General features: G+C 37.1%; 15 protein-coding genes. 8 read left to right on the forward strand and 7 right to left on the reverse strand.

Features of this window, described 5'->3' with window-relative positions:
* Nucleotides 1-173 precede the first annotated feature (173 nt).
* From AC1DEF_RS19495 to budA, 6 genes are all read left to right on the forward strand, one after another.
* Nucleotides 174-542, forward strand: coding sequence for a winged helix-turn-helix transcriptional regulator (locus tag AC1DEF_RS19495; RefSeq protein WP_013055500.1), 369 nt, complete (start codon nt 174-176; stop codon nt 540-542).
* Nucleotides 543-626: 84 nt separating this feature from the next.
* Entirely contained in the window at nt 627-806 is a 180-nt protein-coding gene (locus AC1DEF_RS19500; RefSeq protein ID WP_013055499.1) for a hypothetical protein, read from the forward strand.
* Complete coding sequence (locus AC1DEF_RS19505) at nt 806-1003, forward strand: YwbE family protein (RefSeq protein WP_043980363.1); 198 nt, start codon at nt 806-808, stop codon at nt 1001-1003. Before AC1DEF_RS19500 ends, AC1DEF_RS19505 begins: the two co-directional genes overlap by 1 nt.
* 877 nt (nt 1004-1880) lie before the next feature.
* The gene (locus tag AC1DEF_RS19510; RefSeq protein ID WP_014461503.1) at nt 1881-2045 is read left to right on the forward strand and encodes an aspartyl-phosphate phosphatase Spo0E family protein; all 165 of its coding nucleotides are present in this window, start codon (nt 1881-1883) and stop codon (nt 2043-2045) included.
* Between the two features lie 226 nt (nt 2046-2271).
* Nucleotides 2272-3951: an acetolactate synthase AlsS gene (gene alsS / locus AC1DEF_RS19515; protein WP_477727529.1), complete on the forward strand. Its 1680-nt coding sequence runs from the start codon at nt 2272-2274 to the stop codon at nt 3949-3951.
* A gap of 16 nt (nt 3952-3967) precedes the next feature.
* Nucleotides 3968-4681, forward strand: coding sequence for an acetolactate decarboxylase (gene budA / locus AC1DEF_RS19520; protein ID WP_097824282.1), 714 nt, complete (start codon nt 3968-3970; stop codon nt 4679-4681).
* A gap of 111 nt (nt 4682-4792) precedes the next feature.
* Here the strand turns inward: budA and AC1DEF_RS19525 are convergent, their stop codons facing one another.
* Genes AC1DEF_RS19525 through AC1DEF_RS19550 form a run of 6 tightly spaced genes read right to left on the reverse strand, consistent with a single transcriptional unit; the run spans nt 4793 to nt 13738 of the window.
* Nucleotides 4793-5215, reverse strand: a complete 423-nt coding sequence (locus AC1DEF_RS19525; RefSeq protein ID WP_013081823.1) for an NUDIX hydrolase — start codon at nt 5213-5215, stop codon at nt 4793-4795.
* 7 nt (nt 5216-5222) lie between these two features.
* Entirely contained in the window at nt 5223-7064 is a 1842-nt protein-coding gene (locus AC1DEF_RS19530; protein ID WP_097824283.1) for a 2-aminoethylphosphonate aminotransferase, read from the reverse strand.
* A complete protein-coding gene (gene aepY / locus AC1DEF_RS19535) occupies nt 7057-8187 on the reverse strand; it encodes a phosphonopyruvate decarboxylase (RefSeq protein WP_097824284.1) in 1131 nt (376 codons plus the stop codon). Before aepY ends, AC1DEF_RS19530 begins: the two co-directional genes overlap by 8 nt.
* Nucleotides 8180-9697 (reverse strand): phosphoenolpyruvate mutase, encoded by a 1518-nt coding sequence (gene aepX, locus AC1DEF_RS19540; RefSeq protein ID WP_097824285.1) that lies wholly within the window; start codon nt 9695-9697, stop codon nt 8180-8182. The genes aepY and aepX overlap by 8 nt, the downstream gene beginning before the upstream one ends.
* Nucleotides 9698-9710: 13 nt before the next feature.
* Nucleotides 9711-11120: a Mur ligase family protein gene (locus AC1DEF_RS19545; RefSeq protein ID WP_097824286.1), complete on the reverse strand. Its 1410-nt coding sequence runs from the start codon at nt 11118-11120 to the stop codon at nt 9711-9713.
* Nucleotides 11117-13738 (reverse strand): putative amidoligase domain-containing protein, encoded by a 2622-nt coding sequence (locus AC1DEF_RS19550; protein ID WP_097824287.1) that lies wholly within the window; start codon nt 13736-13738, stop codon nt 11117-11119. Before AC1DEF_RS19550 ends, AC1DEF_RS19545 begins: the two co-directional genes overlap by 4 nt.
* 245 nt (nt 13739-13983) lie before the next feature.
* Between AC1DEF_RS19550 and AC1DEF_RS19555 the strand changes: the two genes are divergently transcribed.
* Entirely contained in the window at nt 13984-14658 is a 675-nt protein-coding gene (locus AC1DEF_RS19555) for a hypothetical protein (protein WP_097824288.1), read from the forward strand.
* Nucleotides 14659-14661: 3 nt separating this feature from the next.
* Here AC1DEF_RS19555 and speE read toward each other — a convergent pair whose 3' ends face one another.
* On the reverse strand, nt 14662-15549 hold the full coding sequence (gene speE / locus AC1DEF_RS19560) for a polyamine aminopropyltransferase (protein ID WP_097824289.1): 888 nt from the start codon (nt 15547-15549) through the stop codon (nt 14662-14664).
* Nucleotides 15550-15924: 375 nt separating this feature from the next.
* On the opposite strand from speE, the gene AC1DEF_RS19565 reads away from it, so the two are divergent.
* Entirely contained in the window at nt 15925-17106 is a 1182-nt protein-coding gene (locus AC1DEF_RS19565; RefSeq protein ID WP_097824290.1) for an MFS transporter, read from the forward strand.
* Nucleotides 17107-17151 lie beyond the last annotated feature (45 nt).

Consider the following 17151-nt stretch of genomic DNA (forward strand, 5'->3'; position numbering starts at 1 on the left):
TATAGGCACCTGGAGGTTACAATAAGCGTAAATACTAAAGTCATGAACTATTGGGTATTCTAAAAAAATGCTTACACCTAGAAAATTTTGCTCTATAGTGATATGATAAACATCAGAAAAAATGCGAAAACATGCATTTGACCGTTATCTCTAGAACAAGGAGAGTTGTTAACGTGAAAAAATATAATATTCCAGTGGAAGCGGCACTAGAAGTCATTGGAGGCAAGTGGAAAGTCGTTATTCTTTGTCACTTAATTAAAGGGACAAAGCGCCCTGGAGAATTAAAAAGAATTATGCCGCGTGTTACGCAAAAAGTATTAACGCAGCAGCTTCGAGAACTTGAAGCAGACGGCATCATTGTTAGAAAAATGTACAATGAAATGCCGCCTCGAGTAGAATACTCTTTAACAGATTACGGATGGTCTTTAAAAAGCATTCTTGATTCATTATGCTCTTGGGGAGAACATCATATTGAAAAAACGTATCCTGATAAAGAAGCTGTACTTATGCAGCCTGTAGAAGAAGTCACTGTTTCTAATTAAAAAAAGCTGACTATCTAGTCAGCTTTTTCATTCCCTTACTTTCTTTGTTTTTTCAGATGATGTATATATTCAGGAGGAACCCATATGACAGAACAGCTTAAAAAGAAAATTAGTCTTCAAGATGCTATCAAACAGCAGCTTGCTAATAAGAAAAATCAATCTTCAAGTAAAGCTCAAAATAGCAGCACCAATCAAGCAACCAAAAAGCTGACGAGTCAACAAACAAAAAAAACGAATAATCAGCGAAAGAGAACAGGTGTATAATGAACGGACAAAATAGAAAAGACGTAGCTCCTGGAATTGAAGTCGACATTGTTTTAAAAGCAGATCAGCGTTCTGGAAAACTTACACGCGGAACGGTCAAAGACATTCTGACCAATTCAAACTTTCACCCACACGGCATCAAAGTCCGTTTAACAGATGGACAAGTCGGACGCATAAAAGAAATTTACCCAAATTAAAAAAGCATGTATTCTACATGCTTTTTTAGTTTACACTTCAAATAAATCTACTTATCATTTCCTACTTTTGTTAAAATAAAGAAGCACTGTCGTCCCCTTTCTTTCCCTTGGGAATTCACGCAAGGAAGAAAAAGGTGGTGGATAGTCTGAGACGAATCCTCAAGTCATTTTTCCTAGATGCTGAGAATGTTCAGCTCCTAACGGCTTACGTAGAGCTTTTAGGAGCCATAGTCGCTCTTATTTTGCTATTTTTCCAGTAGTAAAATAAGTAATCACCGATAAGTATCGTCTAAAAGGTTCTTCATCCATAAGCCTCGTGTGCTGATTGTCTTTAGGGAATCGTGTTTGGCGGCACTTCCCTATAGTAAAAAGACAGCTTCCTTGCAGAAATGGACAAGGTGTAATCAACTACGGCCGATTATGGGTGCGGGACCTTTTTCTTTATTAGTCTATGTCTTTTTTTTACTTCCCATACACAAAAATAAAAAAACCTCCGAGTTGGCGGTCTCGAAGGTTTTCTCTAGTGAATCGTTTTCGACAAATCCTCATCTGGGCTAACAAGGTTCAGATCTAATAAGATTATGTGATGAATTTCTTCACCTTACAAGTTGCACTTGTCAAAGCTAAGAATTCATTCGCTTGTTAAGAATAACTGAACGTGCGCTCCAGATTGTCATTTTTCCTAGTCTCAGTATATCATATTTATTGAAAACAGGTAAAAAAAGTGTTCGACAAAGCTTGTTAGCAGCTCTTCACCTATGTCATATTTTTCAAAACAAAAAACATTTTACAAATATGAAGGAATTTCATACTATTAGATAAAAGATAAAACATAGAAGATAGAAGATAGAAGTATTCTGACTTGGAGAGGATTTCAATGAAGCAACCTCAGTTAGAAAAAGAAATTCGAGCCTTACAATCAGATATTTACCAATTAGCTAAAAAAACAAGCAGCTATTCTCACGGTGAGATTTTAAAATTAAGTCAAAAGCTAGATCAAAAAATTGTTAGTTACCAAAAGCTTTTTAACCATACCAAATAAGAGCCGCGTTGGACTTTCACTTGCTATCCCTCAAGTACCATAAACCTACAAATAAAACAGATATGTTTTATTCGCAATAGGTACATCTCTGCTTCCCTAATTAATAGGGAAGTTTTTTATTTAGAAAATTAAAACCTTCTCCTTTCCTTAGGTTAGTTGTCATACAAATTGGGTATTCAATCAGTAGGCCTTAAAACCTATCTAAGAAACATAAAGGAGAGAATGCATGATGAGTAATGCTGATACTGCCGAAACAAAAAAAGGCGCTGACTTACTAGTAGAAAGTTTGGCAAGTCAGAATGTGCCTTATATTTTTGGCATTCCAGGAGCCAAAATTGATGGCGTATTTGATGTTTTGAAAGAAAAAGGACCAGAAGTAATTGTTTGCCGCCATGAACAAAATGCTGCGTTTATGGCAGCTGCTATGGGAAGACTGACAGGTACGCCGGGCGTTTGCCTTGTCACATCAGGTCCAGGTGCCGCTAACTTAGCCACTGGCCTTGTGACTGCTACTTCTGAAGGTGATCCAGTGGTAGCCCTAGCAGGAGCCGTTCCAAGAGCAGATCGATTAAAAAAGACGCATCAATCAATGGATAATGAAGGACTATTTAAATCTATCGCCAAATTCAGCGTTGAGGTAGAAGACGCTGCAAACGTTCCAGAAGTGATAACAGACGCCTTTCGCGAAGCTGTTTCTTCTCCTTCAGGAGCATCTTTTGTCAGCTTGCCGCAGGATGTAATGGATAGCGAAACATCAGCTTCCACTCTATCCGTTTTAAAAGCTCCTACGATTGGGACTGCCAATTTAGACGCTGTTGCCCAAGCTATACACACTATTCGCACAGCAAAACTACCTGCCTTGCTTTTAGGTATGAGAGCAAGTAAATCTAAAGCAGTGGAATCAATCCGTCAGCTTATAGCAGAACATGACCTTCCTGTGGTGGAAACGTTCCAAGGTGCGGGAGCTGTTTCAAGAGAGCTTGAAACTCACTTTTTTGGGCGAGTAGGTCTTTTTCGCAATCAGCCCGGAGACGTCTTATTGAAGCATGCTGACGTCGTCTTAACAATCGGATATGACCCAGTTGAATATCCTCCTTCTCTTTGGAACTCAGAAAGTCAAAGGAGCATTATTCATTTAGATGATTTACAAGCACAAGCTGACCACCATTATCAGCCGGAAATTGAGTTAGTAGGGGATATTCCAAGCACAATTGACATATTAGCGGATAAACTCCCACATTTAATACGTTCAAAAGAAAGTGCTTCTTTTTTAAAAACGCTAAAAAGTAAACTTGAACAACCTGACGATCAGTACGAGTTTTCTAATGACACTTACCTTCATCCCCTACAATTAATTGAAGCTCTGCAGAACTTTGTTGAAGATGATACTACCATCACATGTGACGTTGGTTCGCATTACATATGGATGGCTCGTTATTTTCGTTCCTATGAACCTCAGCATTTACTATTCAGCAACGGTATGCAGACACTAGGTGTTGCTTTGCCTTGGGCTATTTCAGCTGCACTCGTTCGCCCCCATAAAAAAGTTCTGTCCATGTCTGGAGACGGCGGGTTTTTATTTTCAGCTATGGAGCTCGAGACAGCCGTTCGATTAAACTTACCAATTGTTCACATTATCTGGAACGATCAAACCTACGATATGGTTGGCTTTCAACAGCAGATTAAATATGGCCGAAAATCTGCAGTAGAGTTTGGCAGTGTAGACTTTGTTACGCTTGCTGAAAGTTTTGGTGCCAAAGGATTTAGAGTTAACTCACCAGAAGAATTTTCGGACACTCTAGCAAGCGCTTTTCGTGAACAAGGCCCAGTTATCATCGATGTTCCTGTAGATTATAAAGATAATGAAAAATTAAATACACAGCTACTGCCAGATCAAATTAACTGAAAGGACTGAGTAAAGAATGAGCAATAAAGAAAAATTAACGATTCACCAAACTTCCACCATGATCGCTTTATTAGACGGAGTATTTGACGGTATTGTTACATACAAGGATTTATCTAAGAAAGGTGATTTCGGCATCGGTACGTTTAATCAATTGGACGGTGAAATGATTGCCTTTGACGGAGAATTTTATCATATTGCTGATGGGAAAGCCGCGCCTATTGGCAAAGATGCAAAAACACCTTTTGCCATTATGACAACCTTTTATGAAGATATCTCTTATCGTGTAGAAAAGGAAATGAATCGTGAACAACTAGAAACCTTAATGAACGAGCTTATTCCTAGCCCGAATTTATTCTATGCAGTTCGCATTGACGGAAAGTTTAAAGAAGTAAAAACGCGCACGGTTTCAAAGCAAGAGAAGCCCTATCCTTCTATGGTAGATGCGGCTGCTGATCAGCCTACATTTACATCTTCAGATGTAAATGGAACACTAGCAGGTTTTTATACGCCAGAATATTCTTCAGGCATCGGTGTTCCCGGCTACCACCTGCACTTTATTGATAAATATAAAAAAGAAGGGGGACATGTTTTAGATGTCTCTGTTCAAGATGTTACAATTCAAATCTGCAAAAAAACGAAATTAAATCTCAATTTATCGGAAACAAGTGAATTTTTAAATGCTAATTTAGAAGACCATGATGTAGAAGAAGAAATTGCGACGGCTGAATAAACAACGATACTTTTACTGATAAAAAAACGCTCATCGTTATGCATGACGATGAGCGTTTTTTATTTAATCGCGTTCAGGCTTCATTTCTAGCACAACACAGAAACCTTCCGCCTATACGTAAAAAGAGCCTGTGTCTTTTAAAACATAGAAAAATGGTATTTCAGTCTCTTTTAGACATCTAGCCATTCGATCCTTAAAGTTATCTAATTTAATTATATTTTTTGCTTCTTCTAACGTAAAATATCCCACATCCTGCGTTTCATTGGAGACAGAAATTTCCCCGCTAATCGCTTTTCCCTTTAATAAAATAACAGTAGTAGATCGTTTAACATCTTGTTCTACTCCTAGAAAGTTGGTCACTTCAATAACAATTCCAGATTCTTCTTTAACTTCTCGTATCCCCGCATCTTTTATTGATTCACCTGCTTCAACAAAACCGCCTGGAAATTCCCATCCCCGTCTATGGTTCTTGACTAGAAGCACGTGATGATCTTGATTTACCACCATAACTGCTACAGCTAATTTTTGATTCAACTTTTTCTCACTCTCCTTTTAGCCCGTTAAGATATTGTTCAAGAAGATGAAGAAATCTTTCTATATCTCTATATGTGATATCACCAATATTTGCTATTCGAAACGTTTCTAATTTATCAATTTTACCAGGATAAATGGTGAATCCTTGTTTATAAAAAAAATCATGCATAATATCAAAATTATACTTTTTATCGGAAGGCTCGAGGATAGAGGTAATAATTTTAGAATGATGCGTTTCAGGAACCAAATAGGTTAACCCAAGCCGAGTAATTCCATCCGTTAAAGTAGTCCATGATTTTGAGTAGCGTTCATATCGTTTCTCAATTCCTTCCCACTGAGTTTCTATAATTGCCTGCTTTAAGGCGTACATAGTCTGAACAGGAGGAGTAAAACGCAATTGTTTATTCATTTGGAAATATCGATACTGATCATATAAATGAAGATAAAGGTTACGAGGCTTTATTTGCTCCGTTTTTTCTAACCGGTCTTTATTTGCTATAACAAACGACACGCCTGCCATTCCTTGAAGGTTCTTATTTGCACTTGCGGCTAGATAGCTTATATTCATTTTTTGCATGTCAATTGGAACAGCTGCATAAGAACTCATTGCATCCACAATCATTTCGACATTTTTCACTGCACAAAATTCCCCAATTTTTTCAATATCATTAAGAAGCCCCGTGGAAGTTTCACAGTGAACAAGCGCCAGATAAGAAACGTTCGTTGAAATCTTTTTCACAAAAATTTCTAAGTCGTTCATATCAATAGCCTGCTCGGCGGAGCTTTTATATTCTAAATAATTCAGTCCATAAATTTCAGCGATTTTACACATTCTTTCACCGTATGGACCATTATTGATAATAACAACCGTACCATTATCAATTACTGAACTTAAAATCGATTCCACTGCCGCCGTTCCAGATCCGCCGAATAATACCGTAGTATACTTTTCTGGATTCCCCACAAATTTTGTTAGTTCAGCAGAGATAAATTCCATCGTCTCTCCAAATTCTTTTTCTCTCGGGCAAATGTCTTCCACTATTTGAGCATATTTGACGGTATCTGTTGTAGTTGCCGGTCCGGGGTTTAGGAGTATACTTCTCTTAACTGTATGCGTAATACCTTCTCGAGCTTTAATAATCGGATAAACAATAGCAGTTGCTCTTGCCCAGTGATCTTCATCATCCACTTCACACCATGCCAAATTATCCAGTTTATGAACATACACATTTGCTTTTTTGGAAATTTTAACGAGGCCATATTCATAATCGATCGTTTGATTAAACTGAAACAGCGTATTTGCTTCATCACAAAGTCTCTGAAATGTAGCATAAGAGAGTTTGGTTAAACCAACTAGTTCTGCATAGATACTATTCAACTCTTCTTTTTGTTTTGACATATTCTTAAGGTTATTATTTTCATCAGCTTCAATATAAACTTCATCGCCAGCACCGTTCAATTTACTCGCTAGTATGACGTCTGATCTCAAATGGTTTACTAATGTTTCCAACGCATTCTTTTCATAAATTACATCTGATTCCAATAGTAAAAAATCTTCTTTAATATAATTTTTAAATTGATACAGCGTAAACAGGCTTCCCGTTGTTTCGTATCTAGAATTATAAACACATTTTATTTGAGGATATCTAACCATTAGCTTTTCATATTCTTCTTTCATATATCCTGTTCCAATAAAAATCGTCTTGACTCCTGCTTCTATTAACTTGGAAATGGAATGTTCAATAATCGATTTTTCATCAATCATCAAAAAACCTTTAGGGCGGTTTCCAGCTCTTTTACGAATCCTGCTCCCCATCCCTGCAGCTAGAATAACAGCTGTTTTAATCATCTAAAAACACCTGCAGTCTTTCTCTGACTTCATAAGGCTTCATTTCAGGACGCCCCAGGTTCTTTTTAGATCCTTTCGCTATTTTAAGATATAAAAACGTTAATTTTTTATCACTTTTCCACTGTTTGATATACGTCTCTAACTCATGTAAGTTATGAACATGAATGGAATTTTGATATCCACAGGAAAAAGCAATATCTACAAAATTAATGTTATGAGAGACCGTATGTTGCCCCCCTGTAGAATCATGGGTTTGATTGTCTAAAAGAATGTGTAATAAATTTGCTGGACAGTAGTATCCGTTGGTTGCTAGATTTCCCATGCGCATAAGCAACGCTCCGTCTCCATCAATTGTAATGATGTTCTTTTCATTTTTGCTCAAAGCTAAGCCTAAACCAATGGAACTAACGCACCCCATAGATCCAACCATATAAAAATTATTTCTTGCGTCTTCTATTTCGTAAAGCTCTCTTCCTGTTTTTCCTGTAGCGGCCAATTGAATAGTATCGTTGTCTTTTAATGAATTAACTACTCGTAATGCCTCATACCTTGAAGGTAACTCATCGGTTGTTATCTGTTCACTTTTCATTTTAGGAGTAACTTTTTTTATTGATTTTTCTAAGAGCTTAACTGGCTCAAACGTTCCTTTTTTTACAATAAAGAAGTAGCTTTCATTATTTTCAACAGTTTGATTAGCCCGCTGTAATTGTTTTTTAACTTCGGCAAAATCAGAAGATAAATATTCCCATTTTATTTTCATTGTATTTAGCAGGACAGGAGTAATTTCTCCCATTAATTCATGCTGCGGTTCATCTGGAAATCCAGGTTCTCCGCGAAAACTGACAAATCCAAGGACAGGAATTTTAAACGGATGAATAAGAGAGGTTAAAGGGGAAACAGCATTTGCTAATCCGGAGTTCTGCATTAAAACAACTGCTTTGTTGCCAGCAATTGATGCCCCAGCAGCAATCGCTACCGCTTCTCCTTCGTTTGCTGCTGCAATATATTCACATTCGTTGATAGCGTAGTTAATAAGATGTTTAAGATAGGAACAAGGAACCCCGCTATAAAATTGAAAACCTAGTTTTTTTAATTGAGTTCCAAATACGGACGTACTAATCATTTCTCCCACCATCTTTTTGAATCTTTGTATACGTTTCGGTATCTATCCATGACCCCATCGTATATTTAACAGCAACCGGGTGAATTAGATTAATATAATTAAAGAAATCAGAAAACGTGAGCTGAGCAAAATCTTTTCTTTGTGCCAATTCTTCCAAAGCTTTTTTTACAACCTCAGTGCCTTTTCCAGAAACTTTCCAAAGACCAATGAATTCACCGTGAATGTTGTTAGAGTTTGGATTGCACGACATTTGAATCAAGTCTACTGTTTTGGAATACAGCTGCTTGGAATAGGGAAGTTTAGCAGTTACATAAGATGTTTGATTCCCTTTTAACTCATAATCAGCTCCTGCTACGATCGTGATATCACCGCTTTCATGAATTAACTCCTCAAAAACATGTGTTTTATATACGATGTTACTATCGCTTATTAAAGTAGCCGTTCCTAGCTTACCTCTTGCAGCATAGAGATGATATAATTCTCCTTTATTAGGAAACGCCTTATCTTCCATAGCTTTGTTGGAACCTACTTTTATACTATTTGTCACGCCGACTTTTTTTAACTGATTTATCTGCTCAGTTATCAAAGCTTCATTTGCTGATTCTTTTACCAGAATCATAGCGTTCGTGCTATGATTGGCAGAGCTTAAATAAAGTTTCTCTGCGAGGTCGAGCTCTTCAGCTTTTTGAAGACGGAAAACTTCCTCAAGCGGAGAGACATTTTTTTCTACGTTAATCAAACTTTTATCGCAATAAATCTGAGCGGACGTTTTTTGCATAGCTGTAATGGAAGATCTTAAGTTATGGTTGGCCCAAATGCTCAAGCTAATTCCTAAATCACTAAATTTATCAGTTGGAACTGAATAATATTTGGTGGGAACAATAATAACCGGAAGCCTGTTTCCCCACTCTTTCATAAAAGCTTCAATCTCCGTCATATCTGACCTTTTACTATGAATCAAAACGGCGTCGGTTCCCGCTTGGCGATAAGCTTCTGCACGCTTTAAAGCTTCCTTCAGCCCCCACCCTGCAATAAAAGCTTCTACACGCGATACCACTACAAAATCTTCGTCATTTTGGCTATCTTTCATTGCTTTAATTTTGCCGCAAAATTCATTAATATCTGCAAGCGGCTGTGCTTCACCTTTAATAAATGAGTTTGTTTTTGGAAACAATTTATCTTCAATACATACGCCTGGAATGTCTCGCTGCTCCAATTTCTTAACTAATCTTCTTGCATTATTAAAGTTCCCATAGCCTGTATCCCCATCAAGAAGAATTGGAACGGACGTTGCGTCACTCATAAACTCTAAGATGTCTAATACCTGTGTCCATGAAGCCTCGTTATTATCTCTTACACCCAGTGCTGCAGATAATGACAGGCCGCTGGCCCATATCCCTTTGAACCCTGCTTCTTCTACAATCTTTGCAGATAGCGCACTGTGAGCCTCCATAATAAACTCTAGCTGTTTACTTTCTATCAACTCTCTTAGCTGTTTAGTCTTCTTCATGTCTATCCTCCTTTTACTCTTCGTTGTCTGGAATAAGTTTATTTCTTAATTCTTTAAAAGTAGGTTTTGTCATAACACGATGCGTTACTTTTAATAAAATTATTGTATTTTCATTTAAATATGGATCTAGCACATTGTATACTTCATCACCAGTCTTGCAAAAATAGACTTTATTAGGGTCCATTCCACATTTTAAAGCTCCTGTCCCAATAGTTTTTGCTTCTTCTCCTACTACCACTAAAATATCAATCTTTGATTCCGCTGCTTTTTTTCCCATATCTTCATATTGTTTAATTGCATAAGGTCCTTCTCCTAGCTGAGGCATGTAACCTAATAAAGCAATAGATTGTTTCTCTTTTGACATATCACTAAGAACTCCGAGAGCTGTAGCCATCGATAAAGGTGAAGAGTTCCATGTATCATTAATTACCGTACATTCATTCATTCCTCTTTTAAATTCCAAATGTTCTTCTACTTGTTCAAATAAGCTAAGTCTTTGTATGGCAACGGAAATATCAACGCCCACATAAAATACTGCAGCAATGGCGGCCAGTGCATTATACACATTATGTTCACCATATCCAGGGATAAAGGCATCGTACTCTTTGTCTTGGTGCTTTAAAGTGAAAGCCATTCCTCCCTTGGCATATTTAATATTCTTTGCTTGAAATTGGGAACTATCATTTTTACCTATATATACAACATTTTGCAGATGACTAACATCAAGCACTCTCTTAATATTTTCATCATCTGCGTTTAAAATCAAAATGCCTCTATTTGGATCTAAACCTTCTACAATTTCGGCTTTTGCTTTCATATATTCTTCAGGTGTTTCACAATCAGCGAGATGGTGTACGCCTATATTTAATAGAATTCGTATTTGTGGCTGAAAGTAGCGACACGCAACTTTTAAATAGCCCGGATAAGCGACTGGCATTTCAAAAACAGCTACTTCTGTCGTATCATCAATACCTGTTAAATAACGTAGATTTACAGACATAGAATTCATACTCATCCACGTAGCTTTCACTTTATAATCTTCAATTAATATTTGTCGGATCATCTCTTTCGTGGTCGTTTTCCCACAAGTCCCTGTAACACCAATAACAGGAAGATCAAAGAGCCCTCGGTAGTATTCAATAAATTTCCAATAAGCCTCTTCTAATTGAGCTGTTTTAACAAGAATAATATTTCCCTCTAAGTTCGTGCACAGCTCAGGGTGATCTGTTATAACGACAATTGAATGATTTTCTTTCCAATACTTCCCTCTAATCGGTTCTCTATCTAAATGAAAGATGAGTGTATGATCCTCTATATCCTTTTTAGCGTAGTTTATAGCATGTTTAATAACAGGATTTCCTGATCCATAACAAAGGTCTCCTCCCGTTTGTTTAAGGATTTCATTTAATGTGAAGTGCTTCATGTTAAATCCTCCTTTTCTTCTTCGTAACCAGCCAGTGAAGACGCATAATTAAGCAGACGAATCCCCGCCAAAGTACGCAGCTTGTAGGCTCTAATTTGTGAGAATAGACTATCTGGTTTTGCATTTATTTCAAGTAACTTTATGGAACCGTACTGATCTATACATAAATCTACCGCCAGCTCCCCAAAAGGACCCACTTTCTCCTCTACTGTTGCAACAATATTTTTAGATACTTTAGCTAATTGGTTTATAATGAGCCTTCTGTCTGTTGGATCAGGATATAAACTGTTTAATATTTTACTGAGGCGCATATTCGTTTCAGAATCTTCCGTTAGCACATCTTCACCGGTGAGACGCGCAACCATACCCGTTCGAAGCCAAATTTGCTTTTCATTTTTTTGCATATAAACCCGTATTTCTAAATTTTTATCTTTATGCTGTTTTCTGCGAATTCCTTCCTGAACAAGATAAGGATTGTTTTTCATCAAAGGAGAGAGCAAAGTAAATAATTCTTCCATATTACTGAATTGATGCAGCTCTTTTTTATTAAGATCAAACCAAAAGATGCCTGTTGGTCGGCGAACGATACGCATGACTCCTTTACTTAAGGCTCCGCCAAGCGGTTTTAAATAGACTTCTCCGTAGTTATCAAGCATTTCTGCAATGTCACCAGAATTTTGTACCAGACGTGACTCTGGAAGAAATTCTTCATATTCTTTCATAAGAAGTTCATATGTTGCCCACTTATCTCCCGTGAGCTGAAACAAATTTGAAGAATTAACAAAAGGAATTTTATAAACCGCCTGAAGTTTTGCCCTTACTTCATCTATTAAAATATTCTTTCTGCCATCTATGAAATAACGGTCATAAATAACAGCAGGAAAAGGATAAAGCCCTTCACCGTTAATAGTTGTTCCTTTAACCAATTTTTTCTCCCAATCAATATCTTCGGGTTCAAACACATATACAAGCATTCGCTTTTCAGTTGCTAAGCGACATAGATGATGGAAATAGGTTGTTTGTCTTTCAAAAGGACGGTTAGCAAGAATGCCAATGATAGGACCTAAAGTTATGATGCCTTCTGAAGCTGATAGCTTGGGGCACCAATCTTTCGGGAGAGATAGTTTATCACGGAGAGATTTAGAGAGTTGAACCATATTTGGATGGCGAAATGAAAAAGGATAAGAATGAACAGTTGCAGTTGATATTGCCTTTCCTGCACTAACAATCGTAGACTGCCCCTCTTTGAGGCCGTATTTTAAACGGAGCTTTTTGGGGATTTGAATAATATGTCCGCGGTCATAGATTTCTTTAGAAATCTTTACATTCCAATTCCGCCGAATATCATTTGATTCATCACAAGGAATTTCTTTTTCTATCATTTCAAATAGAAAAGATAGTTCATTTTGATAATGTGGATAGCTGGATGTTTTCATAAGATTGGCCTTGATATCTTTCCACATTCGTTTAAGAAAGATTTTATTCCCTTGATAGTAAGCACGTTGCGTAAGTGGATGAAATAAAAATTCGCTTTTTAATTCATGATGATGGGTAGCAACTAGCTGAGCAAGAGCTAAAGTGGAGAGAGTAATTCTAGGGTCGATAATCCAAGAGCTTAAAGTTAAATACTCAAATCCATACGGTTTTTCACGATAGCGTCCAATACCTCCATGGTTCGTTTTCCGTCTGAGTTTAGCGGTCTTAGATTCTTCTATCAGCGCTATTGGAATAGCAAGGTAGTGGTCAAGAGCTCTTAATAAGGATAAAGAAAGCGGAATGCCAAAATGAATATGTCCTCCACATTGATACCCTGAAAACGGCATGCTGCCTGCCCGAAAATGAATATTTTCATATGGTACCTGTGCAGATGCTTTTTCTATTAACTTTTGGATGTTCTCAAATAGTTCTGTTGATGAATTCGCTTTTTCAGGCCTAACTTCTACTAATGCATACTCACCGCTATCTTGCTCTATTTGTCTTTCATCACAGCCTACCGGACCTTCAACAGAAAAAAAAGTAGAAGCTGGTAGAAGCTCTCCATCACAACTTAACATAAACTCAACGTCAGCACCCATGCTAAAAGGAACACTAGGCTTTAATGGATTTTCTATCCATTCACTTTCTGATGAGTTAATATCTGTGACGATGCACTCTCCATTTTCTAATAACCCCATTTTGACAAAGCCGCTTTTAGCTCCCGTTACGTAGAGCGCTCGAATGGCTACGTTCATCAGCATTTCCGGTACATCCATGCCGTGTACCTGTTCTAATTTCCAGCCGAAGGCTTGCGTTCGAATGGGTATTTCATTAAATACAACATGTTCACTGGTCACTACTTGTACTGTTTTTACGCTCAGTCCTTCTACTTCTAGACAATATTCTTTGTCTATTGCATATATTTTCGTAAAATAATCATACCCTTCATATATTGCTTGGTCCTTTGTATTTACGATAACAATATCTCTTCCGCTATGGTGACCATACTTCCTCCCTATCACTGGATATGAACAGGTTTTGGGGTCAACTAATTCAACAGACGGTATATTATTCAGATTAAGAGTTTGCAACGTCATTTCTTTATCAGATAATATCCCTAACTCTTCTCTCATTGGATCCATTTTAAAGCCTCCTAATTAAAACTTTCTATCGTATTTTGCTACTTTAATGCCCTATAACAATAATCAGCTACTCATATAGTATGTAACTGGACAAAAAAATCCTGTACATTTATCTATTTATTTCCACCCTCTCTAAAAACTTTTTATGTATGTATTTAACACGTGTAATAATTCACCGATTTTATTTTTACTGCATTTATTATAGAAAGGATAGATTTCAAACGATATAAAAGGAGAAATAGTCAATGACATTAAAATTCATTCATGGAAACTACTTAAAATACAACAAAGGAACTGGTTTTATAAGCTGTCATGTGGATGCACTTCATGCAGAACCACCTGCTGCTGATTTATTTACGGATAAAGTTGTAGAAAATTTAGTCAAGAAAACAGGATGTGCAGGAATCGTTAGTACGGTTTCCAGAACCATAGCAGATTTAAATAGAAACCTAAATAAAACAAACCATGAGGGGATACATGAATATAGAAGAACAATCCAAGAAATTGTTAAATCTTTGAAGATAGTAGATGATAATAATTGCCTTTTAACACCCTATTTGCATTTATCTTTTCATGGAATGAAGGATACACATTATGGGCCTCATGCAATTGAAGTGGGGACTTTATATGGACAATCTTGCTCAAAGGAAGTTAAAGATTGGTTTCAACAGGAGCTGACTAAAAAATCTGAAGATTCGTTCCCGAAAATCCATGTAATATTTGATAATAAATTTGTTGGAAACGAATCAATTGCCTTTCACAGACAAGGTGACAATAGCGGCTATCTAGGTTACAGTCATCATTTTAATACGTTTCAAATTGAATTATCCCGGACTCTGCGCAGCAAACACAGAACTACTATAACAAAGATATTTTCCGAGATTATTGATGACTTTCAACAAACATTCGTCGCTACTTAGTTTTTAGGAATCTTTTCCGTCTACTATTTCTTTTATATATTTAGGTAAAACAAATGATGCATGGAAAATTTCAGGATCAATATATTGAGTATCTGTATGCTGCAGCTTCGTCAAATCGGCCTGAAGAGGATCCATTTTTTTAGAAGCAATCGTAAAACTCCAAATGCCGCAAGGGAAAAGAGGTATCGTCACTAAATATGTGCGGACAATTGGAAATAGCTCCTTTAAATTTTTAATTGTGCCTTGTAATGTAGAAGTATTGTAGTAAGGAGATCCCGATTGAAAAACAACCACGCCGTCATCCTTAAGGCTGTTGTAGACATATTGATAAAAATCAGGTTGAAATAGTTTTTTTCCCGGTCCAACAGGGTCAGGCCGATCAATTATGAGAACATCATAAACTCCCTTTTGTTCTTGAATCCAATCTATTCCATCGCGATGTATCATATTGAGCCTCGTTTCACCATTATAACAAGAAGCCGGAGTTAGCCATGTGCGGCAGATTTCTGTAACTTTTGGGTCGATTTCGACTACATCAATTTGTTGAATTCCGGCATACTTCATGGCCTCCCGTGCAGGACCACAGTCTCCTCCGCCAATCATCGCAACTTTTTTGGGATTTGAATGCGTTATAATTGGCACATGGCTAATCATTTCATTATAAATAAACCCTTCTCCTGTTGAAATTTGTGGAGTACCATCTAGCACCAACATTTTCCCATACCATTTTGTATCCACAATACTGATTTGTTGATAGGAAGATTGCTCATAGTGAAGCAGACTTTTTACTTTATACCCCATTTTCACTCTAGCCTGTCCAACGTAACTCCATATCCAGAGAACCCCATTATCATCCTTTTTATAACCTGAAAGAGGATGCTTTTCTGTCACTTTTTCCACCTTCTATTTCAAAAATTTGTGTTCTATATAAAATATGAATTATTTTTTATTTCGCTATAATTCGATAGCACAAATTTATAGATGCTTACTCTATTAATCTCTTCTAATTTCAATTTCCCTTCCATTCTTTCGACAATATTTCTACTTACTGTTCCTTCAAAGCTTTTTAACCGTTTCTTCATCAGCACTTAGATAGAGTGTAAGTGTAAGTCTAAGTTATCTCTCCACTTTTATCTGGGTCCGTTCTTCAGTAAAAGTACGGAAGAAAACCTAACACAGAATGATACATAAGAAAGAAAGCGTAGTATCATAATTACCATATTGCAACAGCTTTACGCTGGATATAAAAAAGGAGGTTTTTAAGTAATGTTTTCTAAACGGCCCTTATCTGTACTTCTTATCTCGACTTTATCTATGATTATTGCTTTTTCAGTATGGTCTGTCTTCGCACCTATCGCTGCAGATATTCAAGTAATGTATTCATTAACCAATGCTGAAAAAAGTATCTTAATTGCCACTCCCGTCTTATTAGGTTCCCTCATGCGAATTCCGATGGGGATTTTAACAGATCGCTTCGGGGGAAGAAAAGTCTATTCTTTGACTATGCTGGCTCTTTTACTCCCTACTATTTGTGCAGGCTTTACTCATTCTTATTCTATGCTGCTCTTTTGGGCATTTTTTATCGGCATGGCTGGAACAACATTTGCTATTTCCATTACATATGTCTCTAAATGGTATTCACCTCAAAAGCAAGGTTTTATTTTGGGAATTGCCGGGATGGGCAACTTAGGATCGGCGGTAGCAAGCTTTAGTATTCCACTTATCTTTTCTTCTTTTGGCTTGCCTTGGGTATTTTGGAGTTTAGCAATTGCGGTAGCCTTAATGGCTCTTTTATTATGGATAGGAACTTCAGACCACCCTTCTGCTGCTTCCCCCAAAACGCTGCAGGAATCTTTATCGGTATTAAAATTTAAAGAAACGTGGTTTTTATCCGTTTTCTATTTTTTAACATTTGGTGGATTTGTAACGTTCAGCATCTATCTTCCTACCATTTTGCATGATCAATTTAATGCTTCAACTGTAGACAGTGGGCTGAAAACAGCTGTATTTGTCGTACTAGCAACGTTTGTACGGCCTCTTGGAGGATATTTATCGGATGTCTTCGGAGCAAAAAAAGTACTCACCTTCGTCTTTACCGGAATGCTACTAATAGGGTTATTTATTGCATTTACCATCACTGCCTTCTCCCTATTTAGCGTAGGTTGTTTACTTGCAGCCATTACCCTTGGTATCGGAAATGGAGCTGTTTTTAAAATGGTTCCATCTGTTTCAACAGGAAATATTGGAGCTGTTACCGGGATCGTAGGAGCATTCGGAGGAGTAGGCGGCTTCTTTCCCCCTATTGTGCTAGGCTTTATAAAAGATACAAGCGGAGACTACGTTGTCGGTTTTTCCTTACTAGCGCTTTTTGCCCTATTCTGTCTCTTACTAAATTATTCTGGATTCAAAAACCAAAATGTACGTATTAACCAAAAGCACCTTGCCTGATTCCATGCAAAAAGCCTCTTTTTTCAAGAGGCTTTTTGCATCAGC

The sequence above is a fragment of the Priestia sp. 10L35 genome, from assembly GCF_056395685.1.

Excerpts from the sequence above, each read along its gene's own strand:
- budA (WP_097824282.1), top strand. The coding sequence starts at position 3,968 with ATGAGCAATAAAGAAAAATTAACGATTCACCAAACTTCCACCATGATC.
- AC1DEF_RS19500 (WP_013055499.1), top strand. The coding sequence starts at position 627 with ATGACAGAACAGCTTAAAAAGAAAATTAGTCTTCAAGATGCTATCAAA.
- alsS (WP_477727529.1), top strand. The coding sequence starts at position 2,272 with ATGATGAGTAATGCTGATACTGCCGAAACAAAAAAAGGCGCTGACTTA.
- AC1DEF_RS19505 (WP_043980363.1), top strand. The coding sequence starts at position 806 with ATGAACGGACAAAATAGAAAAGACGTAGCTCCTGGAATTGAAGTCGAC.
- AC1DEF_RS19510 (WP_014461503.1), top strand. The coding sequence starts at position 1,881 with ATGAAGCAACCTCAGTTAGAAAAAGAAATTCGAGCCTTACAATCAGAT.
- aepY (WP_097824284.1), bottom strand. The coding sequence starts at position 8,187 with ATGATTAGTACGTCCGTATTTGGAACTCAATTAAAAAAACTAGGTTTT.
- aepX (WP_097824285.1), bottom strand. The coding sequence starts at position 9,697 with ATGAAGAAGACTAAACAGCTAAGAGAGTTGATAGAAAGTAAACAGCTA.
- AC1DEF_RS19530 (WP_097824283.1), bottom strand. The coding sequence starts at position 7,064 with ATGATTAAAACAGCTGTTATTCTAGCTGCAGGGATGGGGAGCAGGATT.
- AC1DEF_RS19550 (WP_097824287.1), bottom strand. The coding sequence starts at position 13,738 with ATGGATCCAATGAGAGAAGAGTTAGGGATATTATCTGATAAAGAAATG.
- AC1DEF_RS19565 (WP_097824290.1), top strand. The coding sequence starts at position 15,925 with ATGTTTTCTAAACGGCCCTTATCTGTACTTCTTATCTCGACTTTATCT.
- AC1DEF_RS19555 (WP_097824288.1), top strand. The coding sequence starts at position 13,984 with ATGACATTAAAATTCATTCATGGAAACTACTTAAAATACAACAAAGGA.
- AC1DEF_RS19545 (WP_097824286.1), bottom strand. The coding sequence starts at position 11,120 with ATGAAGCACTTCACATTAAATGAAATCCTTAAACAAACGGGAGGAGAC.